Raw genomic sequence first — 22,244 nt, forward strand, 5'->3', positions numbered from 1 at the left:
ATTACTTGGGGTAGTTTGATTCCCATTACTTGGGGTAGTTTGATTCCCATTACTTGGGGTAGTTTGATTCCCATTACTTGGGGTAGTTTGATTCCCATTACTTGGGGTAGTTTGATTCCCATTACTTGGGGTAGTTTGATTCCCATTACTTGGAGTAGTTTGATTCCCATTACTTGGGGTAGTTTGATTCCCATTACTTGGGGTAGTTTGATTCCCATTACTTGGGGTAGTTTGATTCCCATTACTTGGGATAGTTTCAGTTCCAGCAACTACTCGTACATCACTTTTGCCAGACCAAGTCATATCTGTTTCAACACCTAAGATAATACCATTTCCAAGATCAAAGTTAGATCCTGTATAAATACCGCCAATCAAACCTGAAAGTTTAGGTGATAAGTCTTTAAAAATTGAAGTATCTTTATCTTTATCTTTTAGGTCAATGTTACTTGAAAAACCACCAATCTGAGCACCAAGATAGAAACCTGTCCAAGAAAATGTAGGGGCTGTGATAACAGGTGCAGCTTCGTGAGGGATGACAACATCAGCAGCTTGTACCGCAGAAGCCGAAATCAAAGCAACGACAGAAGTCGTTATTAAGGATTTTATATTCATAAATTTGCTCCATAATTTATTTATGTCGCAATGCTATACGTCTAGATAAAAAAAATCTGTAGTAAAAATAACACAGCTATACAAAATAAAAATCCCATTTAGAGACAAAATCTCTTTATAACTTGGTTTTACACGAAAAATTGCATGTTATATATTACTATAACCAATTGATATTATAACTAAATCGTCATCTGTTGTTGATGAATTTATTTTTACTATGTTCAAAATGTATCAACATTCCACATATACAAATAATATGTGGAATGTGATAATATAAACACAATAAAACTCCCAAATCATAACTAAAGATAGAACATCTCTCTTAGACTATGGTATTAACCCGTGCCTTTTAGTGACTTAGCCTACCGATAGATTAAAATTTGTAAGCGACACCAACACGGAAATCATTGGTTTTGTAAGAAGTTTCATACTTATCGTTCGAGAATTTCTTTTTACCAAAATCTGTGTAACGATATTCCGCACGGACAATGACATTATTGGTCATGGCAAAATCAACACCAGCGCCAAGAGTGTAACCAACCATCGTCTTTGTTTCATCAGATAAATTACCAGAAGCTATTACTTTTCCTGTATCCTTTTTGGTTATTGATATCGACGCGATATCTTGAAGCTGTGTATAGGCAATACCACCAGCAACATAAGGCATAATGCGCTCAGCTGCAAAACCAATCCGCACCCTTGTAGCACCAGCCCACTTTTCTTTAAAAGTGAAACTATGGGAGCGCTTATCACCAACTTCGATTTTATTTTCACCAATATTAATACCAGCGTCTTTCACTATCTTATTAACATAAGCCACGTGAGCTGGAGTAATTTCGTATGCTGGTACTGTTTTCGTATCATTTTTATCAGTCCAAATGATGTCTGTATCAACACCTAAAATAAGGCCATTACCGAGATCAACATTCGAACCCGCATAAATCCCCCCCATAAATCCAGAGAGTTTAGGCAAATAATCATCATGCACCGGAAAAGTTTTTCCATTATTAAGGATGTCCATCTTTGTTTTACTTGAAAAACCGCCAACCTGACCACCAATATAAAAACCTGTCCAAGAAAAAGTTGGATTCACAATAACTGGTGCAACAGGTGTAGGACTGGGGGGCATAACAACATCTGCTGCATACGCTACTGAAGCTGAAACAAAAGCGAAAGCAGAAGCTGTTATTAACCATTTCATATTCATAATTTCTCTCCATAGCTGAATATTTGAACACCTAGCCTCATATAGAGCCCCAACTCTGGATATCTGTAGTAAAAATGATACACTCATAAAAAAAACAAAATTCCCTCCCCTTTAATCATTTGGTCTGTAATATAAGCTATGGCAACATCGAAATTATTTCTATCTCCGTTCTTTAATCATAAAAACACACATTTGATTATCCTTTCAAAGGTATAAAATATTCCCTAACTCTTGCATGACTGTATGCAATGGTGTGGCTTATCAGAAATCGGTATAACAACGACACAGACAAAAATTATTTCTTTAACCCTACTCCGTCTACCCCCCCTCTAGACTTCGCAAAATATATCGCTTAGCATACCGCTTTGCTTATTTATAACTCATCGGACCCCTAAATATCGTGGGCCGTGGTTTTGGGTGTTTAGGACCACGACCTCTTCTTTTTCCCAAAGATGATACAGCTACCAATTCAGCAGCTGCTTCCCCATTATCATCAAGATGAGAAGACTTCGTTTGCGAAAGTTTAGATAAAGTACCACTAGGCTGTTTCTGCAAAAAAAGTTTTCCAGAAAAACCCGCAGAAGGTATTTCCTGTTCTAATTGAGCAGTTAACAAACTTGCTCCCTGTGCTATAGAAATTGAAAAAAAAGTAGCTAAAGCTGTAATTAAATATTTCATGTGCATAGAATTTTCTCCATATTTAATATCCATAATGGATTCTACCTAGTGCTTTCATTTCGAATTTCCATAGAAAAATGATAGCTTTTCTCTTTAAAATGAGGATTTGAGTGCTATGATTTTAAAATAAATGGAAATTACCAAGCTATGCTGACATGAAAATCACTTACTTTGTAATAAATAAGAATATAATGCGCTCTTGGATATAAAATCAACGACATAACTCTTTATATTCTCGCTTCTTTAGCAAAAATTTTTCTTATCCTTATCGCTCAATGCATCATATATAATAGCAAGATGGCACAACCATTCTATTTTTCTGCTTAAAACATTGTCATAGCTCTTTATACTTGAGATGGCTCATAAGAAGTATGTTCACTTCTTTCTCCCATAGTTTTTATCTATACAAACTCTACTCATGAAGCATATAGGCAAATGATTTTAATCGTTTTTATGGCAAATAAATTTGAAATGAGAAAATCTTATGTTACTCAAGGCTCTCATTCAATAAGCAAAAAGATAAATTATCTTTTATAAACCAATATGTTAAATCGAAAATGATATATTAACTCTTCCATTAACCGATCTCCCACATCTAACAGTTTTCTATAAAACTGTTTGTTTTTTGCAAATAAAAGCGGTGAGAAATACCAAAAAGCACATCTTTATAAAGATCTTTTTATCGTGCAATCTTTAAATTGAATAACACATCCTCCTCAATTGAGAACTGCGTTGTCATTAAATACTCTCATCAAAATAGAAGAAAGAACAAAATACCCGTGAAATACGGGTATTTTGTTCTTTGTATTAAATTACTTTTCTTATTTTTTAAAAAAGTAATTTAAAAGTCAGCTATGTGCAAAAATATCAACCTCCGCCCATCCCAAAAGATCAAGTTTAGCCCTCATAGGCAAAAATTCAAAACATGCCTTTGCAACATGCTCTCGTTCTTCACGCCTTAAGCGTTCTTCAAATATATCCTTTAAACGATGTAAATATAAAACATCTGAAGCTGCATATTCAATTTGCGCACGTGATAAAGTTTCAGCAGCCCAATCTGAAGATTGCTGCTGTTTAGAAATATTCACATTGAGCAATTCACCACAAATTTCCTTTAATCCATGACGATCCGTGTAAGTACGCGTGAGTTTTGAAGCAATTTTTGTACAAAAAACGACATCCGGCATCACGCCAAATGTATGTGCTAAAATAGAAAGATCAAAACGCCCGAAATGAAATATTTTTGTAATTGCCTTATCTTCAAGCAACTTAACCAAATTAGGCGCACTCTTTTGCCCTTTAGCAATTTGTACAACATCAGCAGTACCATCCCCCGAAGAAAGCTGCACAACACATAAACGATCACGATATGGTTGTAGCCCTAAAGTCTCAGTATCAATTGCAACGGCACCAATCTGATAATTGTCTAAGTTTGGTAAATCACCTTGATGAACGCGAATTTCAACCATTTACACCTCTATTTGCTAAAGCGGCAAGAATACGCGCCCAAGACCGCTGCCCTTTATGAAATGATTTTAGATTATATTTTTCATTAGGCGAATGCATACGGTCATCAGTCAGTGCAAAACCAACTAAAAGAGTTTCCATATCAAGAATTGATTGAAAATCTGCCACTATTGGAATCGAACCACCCATAGCTACTAATACAGCGGAAAATCCCCACTCTTGTGATAAAGCATCCTTTGCAACCTCGATAAAAGGAGAATCATAAGAAAGCTGAATTGCCGGAGAAGAACCGTGTTTCTTGAATTCAACTGTACAATCGGCTGGTATTGAGCTGCGTACATAATCACGCAAAGCTTGACGTATTTTCTCTGGATCTTGCTTATGGACTAAACGACATGATATTTTTGCACTCGCTTGAGAGGCGATAACCGTTTTCATCCCTTCCCCTTCATAGCCTCCACTAATACCATTAATTTCCATGGTAGGACGTGCCCACATCAGCTCTAAAACGCTTCGCCCTTTTTCACCAGAAGGAATAGAAAGTCCTATCGGTCCAAGAAGGTCTTCAGCCGTGCAATTCAGTGCATTCCATGATTGCAAAATATGTGGAGGCGTCTCTTCTACCCCATCATAAAAACCAGGAAGCGTTACCCTATTATTTTCATCATGAAGTCCTGCTAAAACTTTAGCTAAAATACGAATGGGATTAGCTGCTACCCCCCCAAAAGCACCAGAATGCAAATCACGATTAGCTGCAGTGATAATAATCTCTTCTGACATCATTCCGCGAAGAGCAACACAAATAGATGGCGTATCTGCATCCCACATTGCTGTGTCACAAACCAGTGCGCAATCAGCCTTAAGCTCATCCTTATTTGCTTTTAAAAATGGGACAAGAGAAGGGGAAGAACTTTCTTCTTCACCTTCACATAAAATAGTAACTTTAACAGGAAGCTGTCCCGTTTCTTTCTTATATGCACGGCATGCTTCAATAAATGTCATAAGCTGACCTTTGTCATCTGAAGCTCCGCGAGCACAAATAACTTTCTCTCCAGCTCTCTCTTTTAAAGAAGGAGTAAATGGATCATCTTCCCATAAATTCAGTGGATCAACAGGTTGAACATCATAATGCCCGTAAAATAATACATGAAAACAATCATCTGAAGGTCCTGGGTGATGCCCAACAACCATTGGATGACCTGGTGTATCTCGCCGAGAAGCCTCAAAACCTATAGTTTTTAAATCCTCTACTAACCAATCAGCTGCTCGACGACATTCATCCTTATAAGCAGAATCTGTAGAAATCGATTGAAAACGTAAAAAAGAAAAAAGGCGTTCAAGACTTTCTTCTAAATTTTCATCAAGATTTGTTAATACTTTATTCAACATAAAAAGCCTCCCAATCCTTATATTATTAGATAACACGACTTTAAGCCTCTTATAGGATTTTGCAAGAGTTCTTATTCATTTTTGAAACTGTGAATAATAAAAAGAAGGTATAATCTCCACCCATCCTCAAAAATCAAGTTTAATCCCTATAGGAAAAATTGAAAATATTCCTTTGCAACATATTCTCATTCTTCACGCCTTAAATGTTCTGCAAATATATCTTTTATCAGCAGTATCATCCCCCGAAGAAAGCTGCACAACACATAAACGATCACGATATGGTTGTAGCCCTAAAGTCTCAGTATCAATCGCAACGGCACCAATCTGATAATTGTCTAAGTTTGGTAAATCACCTTGATGAACGCGAATTTCAGCCATTTACACCTCTATTTGCTAAAGCGGCAAGAATACGCGCCCAAGACCGCTGCCCTTTATGAAATGATTTTAGATTATATTTTTCATTAGGCGAATGCATACGGTCATCAGTCAGTGCAAAACCAACTAAAAGAGTTTCCATATCAAGAATTGATTGAAAATCTGCCACTATTGGAATCGAACCACCCATAGCTACTAATACAGCAGAAAATCCCCACTCTTGTGATAAAGCATCCTTTGCAACCTCGATAAAAGGAGAATCATAAGAAAGCTGAATTGCCGGAGAAGAACCGTGTTTCTTGAATTCAACTGTACAATCGGCTGGTATTGAGCTGCGTACATAATCACGCAAAGCTTGACGTATTTTCTCTGGATCTTGCTTATGGACTAAACGACATGATATTTTTGCACTCGCTTGAGAGGCGATAACCGTTTTCATCCCTTCCCCTTCATAGCCTCCACTAATACCATTAATTTCCATGGTAGGACGTGCCCACATCAGCTCTAAAACGCTTCGCCCTTTTTCACCAGAAGGAATAGAAAGTCCTATCGGTCCAAGAAGGTCTTCAGCCGTGCAATTCAGTGCATTCCATGATTGCAAAATATGTGGAGGCGTCTCTTCTACCCCATCATAAAAACCAGGAAGCGTTACCCTATTATTTTCATCATGAAGTCCTGCTAAAACTTTAGCTAAAATACGAATGGGATTAGCTGCTACCCCCCCAAAAGCACCAGAATGCAAATCACGATTAGCTGCAGTGATAATAATCTCTTCTGACATCATTCCGCGAAGAGCAACACAAATAGATGGCGTATCTGCATCCCACATTGCTGTGTCACAAACCAGTGCGCAATCAGCCTTAAGCTCATCCTTATTTGCTTTTAAAAATGGGACAAGAGAAGGGGAAGAACTTTCTTCTTCACCTTCACATAAAATAGTAACTTTAACAGGAAGCTGTCCCGTTTCTTTCTTATATGCACGGCATGCTTCAATAAATGTCATAAGCTGACCTTTGTCATCTGAAGCTCCGCGAGCACAAATAACTTTCTCTCCAGCTCTCTCTTTTAAAGAAGGAGTAAATGGATCATCTTCCCATAAATTCAGTGGATCAACAGGTTGAACATCATAATGCCCGTAAAATAATACATGAAAACAATCATCTGAAGGTCCTGGGTGATGCCCAACAACCATTGGATGACCTGGTGTATCTCGCCGAGAAGCCTCAAAACCTATAGTTTTTAAATCCTCTACTAACCAATCAGCTGCTCGACGACATTCATCCTTATAAGCAGAATCTGTAGAAATCGATTGAAAACGTAAAAAAGAAAAAAGGCGTTCAAGACTTTCTTCTAAATTTTCATCAAGATTTGTTAATACTTTATTCAACATAAAAAGCCTCCCAATCCTTATATCATTAGAGACACGACTTTAAGCCTCTTGCAGGACTTTACAAGAAACCTTATTTATTTTTGACACCGTGAACAATAAAAACTTGAACGCCCCGACTGTAAAATACGTATAATAGGTGTTCTACATTGCAAACACTCCTTGCCTTCTCGTCCATAAACTGAAAAAGCATGTTGAAAATAACCAAGGGAACCATCTACATGCATATAATCACGTAAAGAAGATCCACCAGACAAAATGGCTTCAGAAATAACACTACATATATTCTGCGCTAAAGAATCTGCATCTTCCCGTGCACGTACAGTTTTCGACGCTAATGTATATGCACTGCGTTGTGGAGATAAGCGGCTACGCCAAAGTGCTTCGCAGACATAAATATTCCCAAGACCCGCAATAATAGACTGATCAAGCAAAACTCCCTTAAGCGATATTTTTTTATTAACGAAAGCTTTTTGTAGATAACGACCAGAAAACGCATTACTTATAGGCTCGATCCCTAGCTTTTTTAAAAGGGGATGCTCATAAAGTTTACTTGTATTTACTAAAAGCATAAACCCAAAACGACGCACATCATTATAAGTAAGATGATAAACTTTGCCATCCTTTGCTTGAACACCCATGACAAAGTGATCATGCTTAACAAATTTCTTTGTACTAGAAGATGCTTCTTTTAAAAGATCATCTTCTATGCGCCATGACCCTGACATTCCTAAATGACTTAAAATCGTTTCATCTTCTGAAAGATGAAACAATAAATATTTTGCGCGCCGCCCAAGCTCTATAATTGTCCTACCCAGAAGCCGCTCAGAAAACGCCTCAGGGAAAGGAAAACGTAAATCTCTACGATGAAGCGTGACAGATAGTATCTTCGCGCCAGTTATAACTGGCTCAAGTCCACGACGAACGGTTTCTACTTCAGGAAGTTCAGGCATTTATTTTTTAATAATTACATATTTTCCAACAATAGCATTGAAAAAATAAAATACTAAGCCCATTCACCTTTACGAAATACAGGGACTCTTGTACCATCTTGCGTAATACCATCAATATCAATTTCACCAGATCCAATCATCCAGTCAATATGAATGACACTTTTATTACCACCACGCGCTGCAATCTCCTCTGCCGTCAATGATGCTCCATCTAAAAAACACTTGGAATAACACTGCCCTAAAGCAATATGACATGCAGCATTTTCATCAAATAACGTATTATAAAAAAGTAGATCGCTTTTGGAAATCGGTGACGAATGTGGAACAAGAGCAACTTCGCCCAGTCGACTTGCACCCTCATCACTTTTTAAAACCCGCCGCAAAACTTCCTGCCCCGTCGAAGCACGCGCATCAACAATACACCCTGCTTCAAATCGTACCTCAATATTATCAATCAGTGCTCCTTGATAGGAAAGAGGCTTCGTCGAACGAACAAAACCTTCAACCCTATGAGCATGAGGAGTGGTGAACACTTCTTCTGTTGGAATATTAGGATTGCAGACAACACCATTTTTAGCAATGGATGCCCCCCCCTGCCATTCATGATCGTCTGCCAAACCGAGCATTAAATCAGTCCCTGGTCCTGTAAAATGCAAAGCAGAAAAACGCTGCCTATTCAACCAAGATGAACGTTCCTTCAAAGTTGCATTATGGGCAGTCCACGCCTCTATTGGATTTTCTTCTGTAACACGTGAAGCAGAAAAAATTGCATTAGCTAATTTTTTAACCGCTTCATGAAGTGGCAAAGAAGGGAACATCGCCTCAGCCCACCCTGTTGTTGGATAAGCAACAATGGACCAATTCATAGCAAAATTTGATATTTGTTTAAGAGCGAGCTGATAAGCCATTGAAGTAGCTTTATTTAAGCGTGCAACTTTATCAAAATCTTGATTGGAAAGCAGCAAAGGATTATCACCAACAATCGCCAAACGCGCTGCTCCATTTTCAAAAGATTTCGCCATTCCTTCATATAGCCAAGAAGGTGCACAATCAAAACTAGCAGTATGGGCATTTTCAAAACGTGTAAGCGATAACATATCATCACTAAAAAGTGGGGTAATTACACCTGCACCAACCTTATAAGCATGATATGCAATACGTCGAACAAGAGGTAATGCTGAAACTGGAGCAGTTAAAATAAGATCCTGTCCCTCTTGTAAATTTAACCCAACTTTTACCGTAACTTCTGCAAGACGATTAAGCATTTCAGGTGAAATTGTCTCATGAATATCAAAGTACATTACCAATATCCTTCTCTTTATATTATGAAAAAATTACCGGATTCTGTACTGTTTTTCTAACATTGCAACGATTGCATTTAACTGATCCGATGAAGGCATAGTATAGGCCACAATTGTTTTGCTTTCCTCTTCCTTTTCTATACGATGCGGTGCTGATGTGGGAATGGGAACTTTATCAAGTTGTACCGTAAAAAAAGATGTAGGACGCATCTCGTTTGCTTGCGCTATTTCTACTAAAGTAGATTTGTTTTGTTTTTCCTCTGTTTTCGCTCCTTTACGTGCTAAATCTATATCCACGAAATTCGGTGCATTTCCTGAGCGTTCTTGAGAAAACGCATAAGCGACATCATAGGGACGATCATTTGTGGGAACCTGAAGAGATCCATCACGTGAGCGCTTTTCATAAAAAGCATTTCCCCCCGCAATGCGAACATAATACATGTTTTTATAAGGAAAAGATAAACCTGCGGTATGAAAAAACTTAGCATTTTTAAGTTTTTTATCCCGTTCACCGCGTAAAACAGCGTCTGCTGCCTCTTTAACACGGTTCACAGATGAAGGCTCTGTCATAGGACGCGTTAAGACACCAGGAGCAAACTGCTTGTACTGACCAACAACACCACAAATCGTTCTTGGATAAGCACTTGAATTAACACGATTCATAACAACAGTGCCAACAGCAATCATTCCCTCACGGCTAGTACGATTTGATTCAAAATACATTGCACGTATAAGACATTGACGCTCTGTCAATGGATACATTACTGTTTTTGTCCTACTATTATCATTTCTATTTCCAAAACTAAAATGATTTGAAGCACACCCAACAATAACAAATGGCGCTAAAAAACAGCTTATAAAAACAGTTAAAAAATTTTTATTCATCTTATACAACAGATCCCCACCTCTTTGAAGTACTTAAAATCTGAATATTTTTTAAATGTACTTTCAAAGAAAGTATATGGTTAATTGTTACAACTTAGTAAAATTTTAATACAAGGAGTAACTAAAAGGTATTTATGCTCAATAAAGAGATACTCAACAAAAAATAAAAAAACCTTAATTTAGAGATCAATATTGCTGTTATTCATGGAATAAATGTCACTACAGAATACCCCTCTCTCCAGTTTGGAAAGTACAATAAAATAATACACACTTAAAAACCTTCCCGCAATTCTACATATGAGAAAGATTGAAATATTAAAAACTGTTTATATCAATATTGAAAAAACTAACACGAATACCCCCTCTCAACAAATTTCAATACAATGACCAAATATTATTTCATTTTGCCTAAAGTATAAAGAACGATATCACCCAATATCTAAATCTGTCAAATGAAGAATTAAAAATCCGCGATATTATCTTTAAAAGCTTTTTTCCGCTTCTTTACACTTGCTGATAACACCTCTAGCATACTCCTCTTACAACTATATTACAAAAAAGCAAATTAATACTTTGTATCTTCAAGAAAAATGTTAATCTATTTTTTCTCACCTACCACAACTTTATAGGTTAGATCATCACGAGGACGCTCTGAAGACATATGATGACCTGTTATAATGTAATGCAGCATCTCTGCAATATTGGTAACATGGTCGCCAATTCTTTCAATATTTTTTAAACAAAAAAGCAAATGCGTACAAACTGTAATATTACGCATATCTTCCATCATATACGTTAAAAGCTCACGAAAAAGGGAGGTATACAGAGCATCAATTTTACCATCGCGCTCACGTACAGCATCAACACGCTCCAATAAACGGCTCGTGTAAGCACTCAACACTTCTTTTAACTGATTGAGTGCTAAAGCTGTAATTGTTTCAAGCCCATGGTAAAAAGCTGCAGGTTGACGCGTTTCTGAAAGTGCAACCGTTCGCTTAGCAATATTTTTAGCCATATCACCAATCCGCTCAAGATCAGAAGAAATACGAATGGCTCCAATAATTTCACGCAGATCAACAGCCATAGGTTGGCGTTTGCAAATAATAGTAATCGCTTTCTCATCAATATCACGTTCTGCTTCATCCAAAAACAAATCATCCGCAATAACTGTCGTCGCAAGCTGAAGATCACTACACACAATCGAAGCAACAGAACGTTCAATCATTTTTTCTGCGTGGTTACCCATTTCTGTAATCCTTGCTTGCAAATATTTGAGTTCTGCATCATAGGAACGAACAATATGGTTCATAGACATCTCTTATTCTCCTCAATTCACCTATCCAAAACGCCCCGTGATATAATCTTGCGTACGTTGTTCTTTTGGTGACGTAAAGATCATTTCAGTTGCACCAACTTCTACCAAATGCCCCAAATGAAACATGGCTGTATATTGAGAAACACGGGCAGCCTGCTGCATCGAGTGTGTCACAATAACAATTGTATAATTTTGTCGTAATGCATCGATAAGCTCTTCAATACGTGCTGTCGCAATTGGATCAAGAGCTGAACAGGGCTCATCCATCAAAATAACTTCAGGACTAACAGCAATGGCTCGTGCAATACACAAGCGCTGTTGCTGTCCTCCTGATAAACTTGTTCCAAGTTCATGAAGGCGATCTTTTACTTCTTCAAATAGTCCCGCCTGCCTTAAACTCTTTTCAACAACATCATGCAATTCAGCACGTGATTTTACTAAACCATGAATACGTGGACCATAGGCAACATTCTCAAATATCGATTTAGGAAAAGGACTAGGCTTTTGAAAAACCATTCCTACACGGGCGCGCAATTCTACAACATCAATCCGTGAGTCATAAATATTTTCTCCATCTAAGGTAATCAGACCCGTTATTTTAGCGCCTTCAATCGTATCATTCATACGATTAAAACAACGCAAAAAAGTTGACTTTCCGCAACCTGAAGGACCTATCAAAGCTGTGACCTGATGTTCAGGAATATCAAGAGTAATACCATGAAGTGCTTCTTTCTCTCCATAAAAAACCTTTACATCTTGACCACGCATTTTAATTTTCATTACAAAACTTACCTTACTTTATATAAATCCTATTTTAGTTGTTGCTTTATTGAAATTACTTTTATCTACATTATTGACGACGTTCAAATCGTCGACGTAAAAAAACCGCCGAAATATTCATGATCGCAAGAAAAGTCATTAATATGATAATAGCACCAGAAGTCTTTTCAACAAAAGCACGCTCTGCTTCGCCTGCCCACATAAAAATCTGCACCGGCAAAGCTGTTGCCGGATCCATAGGGGTGGTAGGAATATTGACTACAAAGGCAACCATGCCAATCAAAAGTAATGGAGCCGTCTCACCTAAAGCCTGAGCCACACCAATAATTGTACCAGTCAAAATACCAGGAGCAGCTAAAGGAACAACATGATGAAAAACCATTTGTGTTTTTGAGGCTCCTAACCCTAAAGCGGCAGCGCGAATCGAAAGAGGAACAGCCCGCAAAGCAGAACGTGTCGCAATAATAATTGTGGGGAGCGTCATAAGAGCTAAAACAAGTCCTCCAACAAAAGATGCTGAACGTGGTAAACCCCAAAAATTAACAAACACTGCAAGTCCTAAAAGGCCAAAAACAATTGAAGGAACCGCAGCAAGATTATTGATATTAACCTCAATAAAATCAGTAAATTTATTTTTGCGTGCATATTCTTCCAAATAAACAGCAGTTGCTATCCCTATGGGAAGTGAAATCACTAAAACTATCGCTATCATATAAAAAGAGCCGATAATCGCAACACCTAAGCCGGCAGTTTCAGGACGGCTTGAAGCACCAAATGTAAAAAAACCAAAATTAAATGCTTTATAAAGTGTACCATCATGCGCTAAACGTTTCATCCATTCTACTTGACGATTAGAGACTTTGCGATTTTTTTCTGCTACATGTAAATTAATCTGCCCTTTGTAAGCGGAATCAATATCCGCTGCTGTTAAAACCTTGATTTTTTGCATTGTACCAATGAGCTGCGGATTTTTTGTCACCATTTCACGCAATTGAACACGTACACCACTTGAAAACATCCTGTTAACATCCCGTACCGATGCCCGATCATTTTGATCTATACCAAGCTTTTTCACCAAAGCATTCCGTACAAGAAGAGGATAATTAGCAGTTATGAGCACCTGCGGATTTGTTGTACGCAAACCACTTGGATCAATAACTTTCTCATCCAAATAAATTGATAATGTCATTTCACTGTGAAAAAATGCCGTGTAACCCTGACTGATAATAGACCATAAAAGCGCAAATAAAAAAAAGAGACCAATAAAAACGGCAATCACACCGTACGCACGAAAACGACGTTCAGCCCAATATCGACGTTTGAGTCCAATATTGCGACGAGGGAAAAGAAAATCTTCATTCATTCATATTGTTCCCGATATTTACGCACGATATAAAGAGCAAGAATATTCATCAAAAGAGTCATAACAAAGAGCGTCATTCCTAAAGCAAAAGCGACAAGTGTTTGGGGAGAATTAAACTCAAAATCACCTGTCAGTTGATTAACAATTTTAACCGTCATGGTGGTCATTGCTTCGAATGGATTCAGTGTTAAATTCGCAGCAACACCTGCTGCCAAAACCACAATCATTGTCTCTCCAATGGCACGCGATCCTGTCAATAAAATTGCTCCCATAATCCCTGGAAGTGCTGCTGGTATAACAACTCTTTTAATCGTTTCCGATTGTGTTGCTCCTAAACCATAAGAGCCTTCACGTAAAATGCGTGGAACAGCTGTAATAACATCATCCGATAAAGAAGAAACAAAAGGTATCAACATAATTCCCATCACAACTCCAGCGGTCAAAACACTTTGAGACATAATAAAACCAACTCCATCAGAGAGAGAAACGGAGAGATCACGTAAAAATGGACCGACAACCTTCAAAGCAAAAAAACCATAAACAATGGTTGGAATACCAGCGAGAACTTCCAGCAATGGTTTCACTATTGAACGTAAACGAGATGAAGCATATTCAGCCATATAAAGAGCTGAAAATAATCCTATTGGCACAGCAAAAAGCATTGCAACAAATGCTATATAAAGTGTACCGGCAAGAAGTGGTATTAAACCAAATTGCCCCACACCATCCTCCGAACCACTCGCTGAAAAACGCGGATCCCAAACTGTTCCAAAAAAGAAATTTGAAAAGGATACAGACTGAAAAAAGCTTATTGTTTGAAAAACCATCGAGAGTGCAATGGCAACTGTCGTCAAAACCGCAACAATAGATGCACAAATCAACCCAATAACAATCAAACATTCAACCTTATTGCGTGCACGCCGATGAGGAGCAACTTGCATAACCCCACAAACAAAACCAAAGAAGGCAACGACAAAAAGAAAACTATGACCAATAAACTTAAGCTTTTTAGAAGAATTAACCCATGATTGTGCCATCCTTAACAGATCATCTGATGCTTCATGAGGTAAAATAAATCCTTTCGCTAATAATTGTGCACGTATTTTTTCACACGAAGCACTAGCAAGATCCCCATCAAAGAGATGAAGCATTTTGACCAAACTTCGAAGTGTTCCCCAAAGTAGATCATAATTCATAAGCCCTGTTATATGCGCACTATATGCTTCAACTTCTTGAGAAGCACTATACTCTAAATAAATTGCACTTCCACCATCCCAAAAGAGTAAAAAAACAAGTGGTGGAATAATCGTCATTAAAAACGTCCACCAACCGTAATAATACGCACGAGAATGCATCTTGCCTTGTGTATATTCAAGAGTGCGTGCCCGCATATAAGAAATACAAAAGCCAACAAATCCAAAACACAATAACAGAAAAATAATAACGAAAATGCGCATATTGTCTTTCAATTTTCGTAAAAAAGCAGCAGAAAATGCCTACACTGGAAAATCCAGAAAATTATTCCAACGTCATTACTCTATCAGCAGAAAAAGTAGAACGCTGCACTTGACGTTCCTTTTCAGAAGCAACAATTAAACCATATTCAGCCAAAGGACTATCTGGACCAATCATTTGATCAGAAAGAAAAAAGTCAACATATTCCCGTAATCCTGAAACAATACCTAAATGCGCCTTTTTAACATAGAAAAAAAGGGGACGAGAAACAGGATATTGTCCACTAGAGATTGTTTCAACGGTTGGCGCAACACCATTAATATCTGCAACTTTCAGCTTATCAGCATTGTTTTGATAAAAAGATAAACCAAAAACACCAACCCCTGTTTTATTAGAAGTAAGACGCGCAAATGTTTCAGAATAATCACCGTCAATATCAATGGCTTTACCATCTTTACGCACAGCAACACACGCAGCATGTATTGCCTTTTCATCCATCCCCAAAGACTTCATCGCATCCACTGCTCCACTCTCCTTACAGCCTGCTTGTAATAGTTTTTCTTCAAAAACTTCACGCGTTCCATGCTTCTCTCCAGGGATATAAGCTGCTATTGTCCAATCAGGAAACGCATGATTGATTTCGCTCCATTTTGAAAGGTTATTAGGTTGTAATTTTCCGTCTTTTACAACCCGAGCAGCGAGCGCCCTATAAACATCTACCGGCTGTAATTTCCAATCAGGACCATTTCTATCTGTTGCAAAAACAATACCATCATATCCAATGCGTATCTCTTCAACATCTTTGATACCGGCATCAAAACAAGACTTTAATTCACTAGGCTTCATTGCCCGAGAAGCATTCACAATATCAACTGTACTCTCCCCTATGCCACGACAAAATTCTTTAATACCAGCTCCTGTTCCACCCGATTCGATAACAGGCACCTTAAACTGAGGATACATTTCTCCAAATGCCTCAGCAACGATCTTTTGATAAGGCAAAACTGTAGATGAACCAGTCATCTGAATTTGATCACGCGCATTGCTCACATTCACTGAGAACAATACCATGAAAATCAGTCCCACCCCAACTGATAAAAACCTACCCATTTATAAACTCCTTAACGTGAATCAAATTCTCTTGTTTACATTATATAATAATTTCGATTTTAGTTCATATTTGCAGTATAACAAATATAAAAAGTAATATTGATAACTTTTTCTGCTAAAATCATATTTGAACTCTCTGTTCAAATAAATTTAATGTGAACATTTGGCCTCAACAATATCCCAGAAAAGATGAGCGATATCTGTCCCACCAAAACGTTTAATTTCACGGATTCCAGTAGGAGATGTCACATTGATTTCTGTTATATAATCCCCAATAACGTCAATTCCCACAAGAAGAAGATCACGTTCCTTTAAAGCTGGACCAATACGTTCGCAAATCTCATAATCACGTTTCGTTAAATCAATATTTTCCGCACGTCCCCCAACATGCATGTTCGAGCGAACATCTGTTTCTGCAGCAATCCGATTAATCGCTCCAACGGGAATACCATCAAGCAAAATAATTCGTTTGTCCCCTTTTTGCACTGCATCTAAATAACGCTGAACAATAAAAGGTTCGCGATAAATTTGTCCAAACATTTCCAAAAGTGACGCTAAATTGCGATCATCTTGTTTCAAATGAAAAACACCAGCCCCTCCATTGCCATAAAGTGGTTTCACTATAATATCACCAAATGTAGCTCTAAAAGTCATTATTTCTTCAATGTCTTTTGTAATTAAAGTCTCTGGCATCAAGTCAGGAAATTCCGTGACTAAAATCTTTTCTGGACTATTACGCACCCATGCAGGATCATTCACAACGAGAGTTTGAGGATGAATACGTTCTAACAAATGCGTTGTTGTAATATAATTGAGATCAAAGGGAGGATCTTGCCGTAAAAGAATCACATCCATATCGATCAATTGCGTGCGACATGGCTTACCTAATTGATAATGGTTCCCTTCTTTATCACGTACCGTTAATGATTCTAGCCATGCAATCACACAACCATCGCGCATAGATAAACGATCTGGTGTATAATGAAAAAGAGTATGTCCGCGTTCTTGTGCTGCTAAAGCAAGAGCAAATGTTGTATCCCCTTGAATCTGAATGGTTGAAATATGATCCATCTGAATGGCAATTTTCATGTATAAAACCTCCCTATACTAAAACTAGACTGGTCTATGCGCCATAAACTCAGTAAATAATAAAAGAACTATGACGAGAGAAAGCCTATGATACAAGATGCTGATACCAAATTAAGCAGTGAAGAAATTGAACGCTATGCACGTCACATCATTTTGCCTGAAATTGGTGGAACGGGGCAACAAAAGCTTAAAGCTGCGCGTGTTCTTGTTGTTGGTGCTGGTGGCCTTGGGGCTCCTATCTTAACTTATTTAGCTGCCGCAGGCGTTGGTACCCTTGGAATTGTTGATGACGATATTGTTTCGCTTTCCAATTTACAACGCCAAGTGATTCATAAAACCAGCATGATTCATCAATGCAAAACGGAGAGCGCTACAGCTTTTATAAAAGACATAAACCCCCATGTTAGTGTTGAAAAACATAATATACGCTTGGACAAAAGTAATGTGGATAAACTGCTTAACACCTACCATATTATTATTGATGGATGCGATAATTTTACCACACGTTATTTGCTTGCTGATCACGCGGCTCAATGCAAAAAACCTTTAATAAGTGGCGCTGTAGAACGTTTTAGCGGCTCACTAACAGTCCTTATGCCTTATAAAGACAATAATCCTCACTATCGTGACTTATTCCCCAATTCGCCTGCCCCTAGTATTCTTCCGACATGTGCTGAAACTGGAATTATCGGTGTTTTACCTGGAGTCATCGGAACACTCCAAGCAATGGAAGCCATTAAACTTATCACAAATATTGGTGAACCATTAGTAGGAAAAATTCTCTTCTATAATGGATTATCAGCGCAATTTAATGTCATTACCTATAAACGATCAGATTGCAGTGCATATACCCACGCTCCTTAAGAATTTTGGAAAAAACTGATTTTTTCTGAGCTACCAAATGTAACACTCTTTCAGAATATACTGGACTCTAAAGCACCGTTGTTTTACTATAAATGACCAGAATACTATAGTAACAGAAGCTATTAAACTGATCATAAATATTGGCGAATCACGTGAGAAAAAATCTTCTCTATAATGGATGGTTCGTACGATTTAAAAACGTTCCTATGACTCATGAGAATCTAACGAGAATGCTGCTGCCATTAAACTTTTCGTATAAGAATTTTGGGGATAAGAAAAAATACGATCCGAAGGAATATATTCAACCATTTCTCCATTACGCATCACAATCACTTCATGTGGAAGCGCTTTAGTAACTTGTAAATCATGACCGATAATCAGATAACTCAAATGATATTTTGGTTGTAGATGTCGCAAAAGACCAATAACCTGTGCTGCACACTTACATTAAGAGAAGATGTAAGTTCATCAAGCATAATAAAACGTAGTTTAAGGATAACTGCATATGTGAAAGCGATGCGCTTTCTCTGTTCACGAGAAAACTCATGGAAATAACATAGCAGAGAAAAGGAACGAGACAAATCTCATGCAAAGCGTCAATATATCAATAATCTCTTCTTTTTTCATATCCTCACAACTTCTGTTAAAATTCTTTTCTCTATACTCTAGAATGAAAATAAAGTTGCTGTTTTTTAGAGAAATCTTAGAAACCGTGTTTGATGAAATAAAGAAAATTTAGCCGTACAGAATTCTGTATGATTTCAGTGCACTGCATTCAGTAATTTACATCATAGAAAAATTTCTGGCGACAAATCTTCCTGTTTCACTCGTAAAATAAATCCTGATTATTTTCCTGATCTCCAAAACTTCAGAAGCAAATATTTTCAACTGTATCTGTCATATTGTTTTTTTCAAAATAGATTTACCAGAGAGCAACATCCACTTGATAGTGACCAAACCACACATGAAAAAAGTTAAAGTCGGTAGTATAAGATAACAAGACGGTGAAATTTTTGCAGGAAGAAATGAAATAGCGCTTAACACCGTTATTGAAAATATTCTTCCACTGAAAGATACAGCACCAATAATACCAGAAATATGCCCAGTTTGTTTTTGGTTAAGCTCTGAGAAAAATAGACTCTTTGCTCCTATCGGTACAGTGCAAATAAATCCATGAATTAACGAAAAGGTGATAATTGCTAGAGCGGTTTGATTGCTATGGACAAAAAAATAAAGAGCAATACGCATAAGGGCAGAGAAAAACGAAAAATATTTTATATAATCCTTATATTTTTTATCAAGTACGTGATACTTAGACATCAGTAAATTAGAAATATATTGAGCTGAGAAAGCTCCAATATGGCAGAACATAAGTGTCAACATTTGCGAAGTGTTGAGATGGCTAATCTTTCCACCACAGAGTATTATTGGCTGCCAGAAGTGATAAATAACTTGAATGCCAGCGCTGAAAAGGCACATCAGCAAAATAAACCATACTCCACCCACGATGTTTTTAAATACCCAGAGCGTTTCCTTGGCATTTTGCAGAATATTTTTTGTTTTTGGTCCTTCCCTCACAAATGTTTTTTCTTCAGGAATAATAAGAAATATAAAGAAAATTACTCCCATCATGATGCCTGAAATAATATACCCCATAAAATATTGCCTAGAATAATAAATCGTTGCAATTCCTATGATACCACTGATAATATTGCCGAAAGAGTTTATCTGGTGAGAGAGATGTGCATAATACGAAAAGCGATCTTGTTGATGCCCTAGAGAATGATAAATCCATCCATCAATGGCGCTAGCAATGGGGAAAATTCCTGCTGCATAGAGGATTTGTGCAATGATAAGCGCTATCATATTAGCGGGCTTGAAGACAGAGAAGATAAAACAACCCCGTCATAAAAAACCAATCGTTACTGAATATTTACGCCGATATTTGTCAGCGAAAACAGCACAAGGAAAATCAAGAAGTAAAACGGTTACCGAAAAGGCGACTTGAAGTAAAGCCAATTGGGATAGAGTAACCCCCATAGACATGAGAAAAATAGCATGATAAACGCCGATTAACATCCGTACCGCGTGATAAGATCAGTAGGTTACTGCAAGCGTTCGAGATCTGTTCATTGTTTTGTTCCACAAACTTTGCAGTGGAGGATCTTTTTAAAGGAACGCTCTTCTGTGAAAAGCTTGCTACTCCATATTCCTATACGACAATCCGTGGAAAGGAAATCACCATAATTACCCCAAAAATTTAAGAGCATCGTTAGCACACATAGCAACTGAAAGAGCATTCACGGGAGGAACCGTTGCGACTTTAAAATTATTATTAATAGCAGCGCAAGCCTCATAGAGTAAACCGTCACTTTTTGGGGGAAGATTTCCTATGGATGAACCACATGCATAGCAACCAGTTTTTCCTAGTATGTAAAAAGGTCCAAATGCAGCTATATCATTGACATACCCAGAATTTATATAAGCTTGTTGATTCTTTACACACCACTCATTTACCCATGGCATCAACTGATCAGGTGTGTCAGCAGAAATAATCCATAAATCAGCTTTGGGTAATTTGTTGATATCCGTTTTGTCCATGATTGACATTTGTAGCTCAGTAACTTCACTTTCACTGTTTCTCTGCAATAATTCACGCCGAAGAACAGTGGTCTTAGGCAGTCCAACATCTTGTTCCGTAAAAAGAATTTGTCTGGTAAGGTTACTTATTTCGATCACATCATTGTCGACAAGAATTAATTTTCCTACGCCAAAGGATGCAAGTATCGCTGATACATGACTACCAATCCCACCACACCCTAAAATGACCACCATTTTTTGTGAAAGGGTATATTGAATGGTTTCTGGATCCATACCATAACTTTGATAATGGAGATGATTTCTTGAATATCGATTCTTGAAAATGTTGTCCGATGTCTCAGCCAAAACAAGAAAGTGGTTAGAAAAAAGAAAGTCAAATGCATGATTAAAATCCTCTTTTAACATGATTGACGATAGCGACTCGTAAGCTTCTTCTAGCGTCTTTTTCTCAATCCACTGCGCTGCGATAAGTACTAAATTTTCCCAGTATTTTCTTTCCTTGATATTGTCTAGTATGGAGATGATATCAATTTTGTTTTCAAGCAAAACTCTCAATGGAGTTTTGTTTAATGTTTATATTTTTTAACTCGCTAATTATTTTCATTCAACCAATCATAAGCATATTTTGTTTTATTACCAAAAAAAGAAGAAGAAATACAGACGGAATCTCTGTTACTAATGCATAATTTATATAGCGAATTCTACTATGTAATAAAGGTAAATTGATTGAATAGATTCAAAATACATTAAAATTCCAATTAAAATAAAAAAACTAAAAACCAATTACATCTCCTTCTAGATGATTTATTTTTGAAATAATTTATCTTTGTTCTAATTTAGTTCGTCTTTTTTATTATCCATTGGTAAAGGAGCGGGATGATCAGATAAACTGCGTAAATAAAGCAAAAGATCAGCACGATCTTGATCATTTTGTATTCCACGAAAAGACATTGTTGTGCCTGGAAATGCTTTACGTGGTGATTGTAGATAACGATCTAAATTTACAAAATCCCACCTTTTATTAGAATTTGCACGCAATGTTCGTGAATAAGCAAAGCTTGGTGATGCCGCTAAAGGACGATTCACCACATCCCAAAGCGCCGGGCCAACACGGCCAGATTCATTGTGTCCAGAAGTATGACATATAGCACATTGACGAAAAATTTTGCGCCCATTTTCAAGGTTACCCTGTTGAAGACGATCGTTTAATGGCAAAGAAGAGCTAGATATCTGTTGTTGCTCCTTGGAAACATTATTTTTTGTAACTGTAGGAGAATATTGAACCGCTGGGGAACTATCATAGATTATGTCGCTAAGTGTGGAAATTCCCTGAAAAATAATCAGCACAAAGAAACAAGAAAAAACAAAATAAATAACTGTTGAGCGATTCATAAATTAAATGTTCATCTTTTC

At 37.4% G+C, this 22,244-nt stretch carries 18 protein-coding genes and 3 pseudogenes; 1 reads left to right on the top strand and 20 read right to left on the bottom strand.

What is annotated here, in order from left to right:
- From ABD917_RS04800 to gshB, 16 genes and pseudogenes are all read right to left on the bottom strand, one after another.
- Nucleotides 1-612: pseudogene (locus ABD917_RS04800) on the bottom strand (hypothetical protein); the annotation flags it as partial.
- A gap of 373 nt (nucleotides 613-985) precedes the next feature.
- Nucleotides 986-1,819 carry a porin gene (locus ABD917_RS04805; protein WP_345118965.1) on the bottom strand — a complete coding sequence of 278 codons (834 nt, stop codon included), beginning with the start codon at nucleotides 1,817-1,819 and terminating at the stop codon, nucleotides 986-988.
- Between the two features lie 369 nt (nucleotides 1,820-2,188).
- Complete coding sequence (locus ABD917_RS04810; RefSeq protein ID WP_345118966.1) at nucleotides 2,189-2,497, bottom strand: hypothetical protein; 309 nt, start codon at nucleotides 2,495-2,497, stop codon at nucleotides 2,189-2,191.
- An 848-nt stretch (nucleotides 2,498-3,345) separates the two neighbouring features.
- Nucleotides 3,346-3,966: a ribonuclease D gene (locus tag ABD917_RS04815; RefSeq protein WP_345118967.1), complete on the bottom strand. Its 621-nt coding sequence runs from the start codon at nucleotides 3,964-3,966 to the stop codon at nucleotides 3,346-3,348.
- The gene (locus tag ABD917_RS04820; RefSeq protein ID WP_345118968.1) at nucleotides 3,959-5,353 is read right to left on the bottom strand and encodes a dipeptidase; all 1,395 of its coding nucleotides are present in this window, start codon (nucleotides 5,351-5,353) and stop codon (nucleotides 3,959-3,961) included. Before ABD917_RS04820 ends, ABD917_RS04815 begins: the two co-directional genes overlap by 8 nt.
- 225 nt (nucleotides 5,354-5,578) lie before the next feature.
- A pseudogene (locus tag ABD917_RS04825) lies at nucleotides 5,579-5,731 on the bottom strand (ribonuclease D); the annotation flags it as partial.
- Nucleotides 5,724-7,118: a dipeptidase gene (locus tag ABD917_RS04830; protein ID WP_345118968.1), complete on the bottom strand. Its 1,395-nt coding sequence runs from the start codon at nucleotides 7,116-7,118 to the stop codon at nucleotides 5,724-5,726. The gene ABD917_RS04830 and the pseudogene ABD917_RS04825, both read right to left, overlap by 8 nt.
- A gap of 74 nt (nucleotides 7,119-7,192) precedes the next feature.
- Nucleotides 7,193-8,068 carry a bifunctional DNA-formamidopyrimidine glycosylase/DNA-(apurinic or apyrimidinic site) lyase gene (mutM, locus tag ABD917_RS04835; RefSeq protein WP_345118969.1) on the bottom strand — a complete coding sequence of 292 codons (876 nt, stop codon included), beginning with the start codon at nucleotides 8,066-8,068 and terminating at the stop codon, nucleotides 7,193-7,195.
- A gap of 53 nt (nucleotides 8,069-8,121) precedes the next feature.
- The gene (locus tag ABD917_RS04840; protein WP_345118970.1) at nucleotides 8,122-9,369 is read right to left on the bottom strand and encodes an aminopeptidase; all 1,248 of its coding nucleotides are present in this window, start codon (nucleotides 9,367-9,369) and stop codon (nucleotides 8,122-8,124) included.
- Between the two features lie 33 nt (nucleotides 9,370-9,402).
- Entirely contained in the window at nucleotides 9,403-10,254 is an 852-nt protein-coding gene (locus ABD917_RS04845; protein ID WP_345118971.1) for a cell wall hydrolase, read from the bottom strand.
- Nucleotides 10,255-10,852: 598 nt separating this feature from the next.
- Nucleotides 10,853-11,569: a phosphate signaling complex protein PhoU gene (phoU, locus tag ABD917_RS04850; protein WP_345118972.1), complete on the bottom strand. Its 717-nt coding sequence runs from the start codon at nucleotides 11,567-11,569 to the stop codon at nucleotides 10,853-10,855.
- Nucleotides 11,570-11,590: 21 nt separating this feature from the next.
- Nucleotides 11,591-12,349, bottom strand: coding sequence for a phosphate ABC transporter ATP-binding protein PstB (gene pstB / locus ABD917_RS04855; RefSeq protein ID WP_345118973.1), 759 nt, complete (start codon nucleotides 12,347-12,349; stop codon nucleotides 11,591-11,593).
- Between the two features lie 70 nt (nucleotides 12,350-12,419).
- The gene (gene pstA / locus ABD917_RS04860; protein ID WP_345118975.1) at nucleotides 12,420-13,712 is read right to left on the bottom strand and encodes a phosphate ABC transporter permease PstA; all 1,293 of its coding nucleotides are present in this window, start codon (nucleotides 13,710-13,712) and stop codon (nucleotides 12,420-12,422) included.
- Nucleotides 13,709-15,169, bottom strand: a complete 1,461-nt coding sequence (gene pstC / locus ABD917_RS04865) for a phosphate ABC transporter permease subunit PstC (protein ID WP_345118976.1) — start codon at nucleotides 15,167-15,169, stop codon at nucleotides 13,709-13,711. The genes pstA and pstC overlap by 4 nt, the downstream gene beginning before the upstream one ends.
- A 61-nt stretch (nucleotides 15,170-15,230) precedes the next feature.
- Nucleotides 15,231-16,277 carry a PstS family phosphate ABC transporter substrate-binding protein gene (locus ABD917_RS04870; RefSeq protein WP_345118977.1) on the bottom strand — a complete coding sequence of 349 codons (1,047 nt, stop codon included), beginning with the start codon at nucleotides 16,275-16,277 and terminating at the stop codon, nucleotides 15,231-15,233.
- 150 nt (nucleotides 16,278-16,427) lie between these two features.
- A complete protein-coding gene (gene gshB, locus ABD917_RS04875) occupies nucleotides 16,428-17,366 on the bottom strand; it encodes a glutathione synthase (protein ID WP_345118978.1) in 939 nt (312 codons plus the stop codon).
- A gap of 87 nt (nucleotides 17,367-17,453) precedes the next feature.
- Here gshB and ABD917_RS04880 point away from each other — a divergent pair, with 87 nt between their 5' ends.
- Nucleotides 17,454-18,230 carry a molybdopterin-synthase adenylyltransferase MoeB gene (locus tag ABD917_RS04880; RefSeq protein ID WP_345118979.1) on the top strand — a complete coding sequence of 259 codons (777 nt, stop codon included), beginning with the start codon at nucleotides 17,454-17,456 and terminating at the stop codon, nucleotides 18,228-18,230.
- Between the two features lie 204 nt (nucleotides 18,231-18,434).
- On the opposite strand, the gene ABD917_RS04885 is transcribed toward ABD917_RS04880, so the two are convergent.
- The 4 genes and pseudogenes from ABD917_RS04885 to ABD917_RS04900 all read right to left on the bottom strand — a co-directional run bounded on the left by ABD917_RS04885 (nucleotide 18,435) and on the right by ABD917_RS04900 (nucleotide 22,223).
- Entirely contained in the window at nucleotides 18,435-18,647 is a 213-nt protein-coding gene (locus ABD917_RS04885; protein WP_345118980.1) for a hypothetical protein, read from the bottom strand.
- 480 nt (nucleotides 18,648-19,127) lie between these two features.
- A pseudogene (locus tag ABD917_RS04890) lies at nucleotides 19,128-20,309 on the bottom strand (MFS transporter).
- 168 nt (nucleotides 20,310-20,477) lie between these two features.
- Entirely contained in the window at nucleotides 20,478-21,377 is a 900-nt protein-coding gene (locus tag ABD917_RS04895; protein ID WP_345118981.1) for a ThiF family adenylyltransferase, read from the bottom strand.
- A gap of 285 nt (nucleotides 21,378-21,662) precedes the next feature.
- Nucleotides 21,663-22,223, bottom strand: coding sequence for a c-type cytochrome (locus tag ABD917_RS04900; protein WP_345118983.1), 561 nt, complete (start codon nucleotides 22,221-22,223; stop codon nucleotides 21,663-21,665).
- Between the last annotated feature and the right edge of the window lie 21 nt (nucleotides 22,224-22,244).

Origin of the sequence: Bartonella pachyuromydis (assembly GCF_039543065.1) — a bacterium.
GTDB classification, from domain to species: domain Bacteria; phylum Pseudomonadota; class Alphaproteobacteria; order Rhizobiales; family Rhizobiaceae; genus Bartonella; species Bartonella pachyuromydis.

What these genes read in the sequence shown, in the direction of transcription:
- ABD917_RS04830 (WP_345118968.1), bottom strand. Translation starts at nt 7,118, where the DNA reads ATGTTGAATAAAGTATTAACAAATCTTGATGAAAATTTAGAAGAAAGT.
- pstA (WP_345118975.1), bottom strand. Translation starts at nt 13,712, where the DNA reads ATGAATGAAGATTTTCTTTTCCCTCGTCGCAATATTGGACTCAAACGT.
- phoU (WP_345118972.1), bottom strand. Translation starts at nt 11,569, where the DNA reads ATGTCTATGAACCATATTGTTCGTTCCTATGATGCAGAACTCAAATAT.
- ABD917_RS04820 (WP_345118968.1), bottom strand. Translation starts at nt 5,353, where the DNA reads ATGTTGAATAAAGTATTAACAAATCTTGATGAAAATTTAGAAGAAAGT.
- ABD917_RS04900 (WP_345118983.1), bottom strand. Translation starts at nt 22,223, where the DNA reads ATGAATCGCTCAACAGTTATTTATTTTGTTTTTTCTTGTTTCTTTGTG.
- ABD917_RS04880 (WP_345118979.1), top strand. Translation starts at nt 17,454, where the DNA reads ATGATACAAGATGCTGATACCAAATTAAGCAGTGAAGAAATTGAACGC.
- mutM (WP_345118969.1), bottom strand. Translation starts at nt 8,068, where the DNA reads ATGCCTGAACTTCCTGAAGTAGAAACCGTTCGTCGTGGACTTGAGCCA.
- ABD917_RS04870 (WP_345118977.1), bottom strand. Translation starts at nt 16,277, where the DNA reads ATGGGTAGGTTTTTATCAGTTGGGGTGGGACTGATTTTCATGGTATTG.
- ABD917_RS04810 (WP_345118966.1), bottom strand. Translation starts at nt 2,497, where the DNA reads ATGAAATATTTAATTACAGCTTTAGCTACTTTTTTTTCAATTTCTATA.
- gshB (WP_345118978.1), bottom strand. Translation starts at nt 17,366, where the DNA reads ATGAAAATTGCCATTCAGATGGATCATATTTCAACCATTCAGATTCAA.
- pstB (WP_345118973.1), bottom strand. Translation starts at nt 12,349, where the DNA reads ATGAAAATTAAAATGCGTGGTCAAGATGTAAAGGTTTTTTATGGAGAG.
- ABD917_RS04845 (WP_345118971.1), bottom strand. Translation starts at nt 10,254, where the DNA reads ATGAATAAAAATTTTTTAACTGTTTTTATAAGCTGTTTTTTAGCGCCA.
- ABD917_RS04840 (WP_345118970.1), bottom strand. Translation starts at nt 9,369, where the DNA reads ATGTACTTTGATATTCATGAGACAATTTCACCTGAAATGCTTAATCGT.
- ABD917_RS04815 (WP_345118967.1), bottom strand. Translation starts at nt 3,966, where the DNA reads ATGGTTGAAATTCGCGTTCATCAAGGTGATTTACCAAACTTAGACAAT.
- pstC (WP_345118976.1), bottom strand. Translation starts at nt 15,169, where the DNA reads ATGCGCATTTTCGTTATTATTTTTCTGTTATTGTGTTTTGGATTTGTT.
- ABD917_RS04805 (WP_345118965.1), bottom strand. Translation starts at nt 1,819, where the DNA reads ATGAATATGAAATGGTTAATAACAGCTTCTGCTTTCGCTTTTGTTTCA.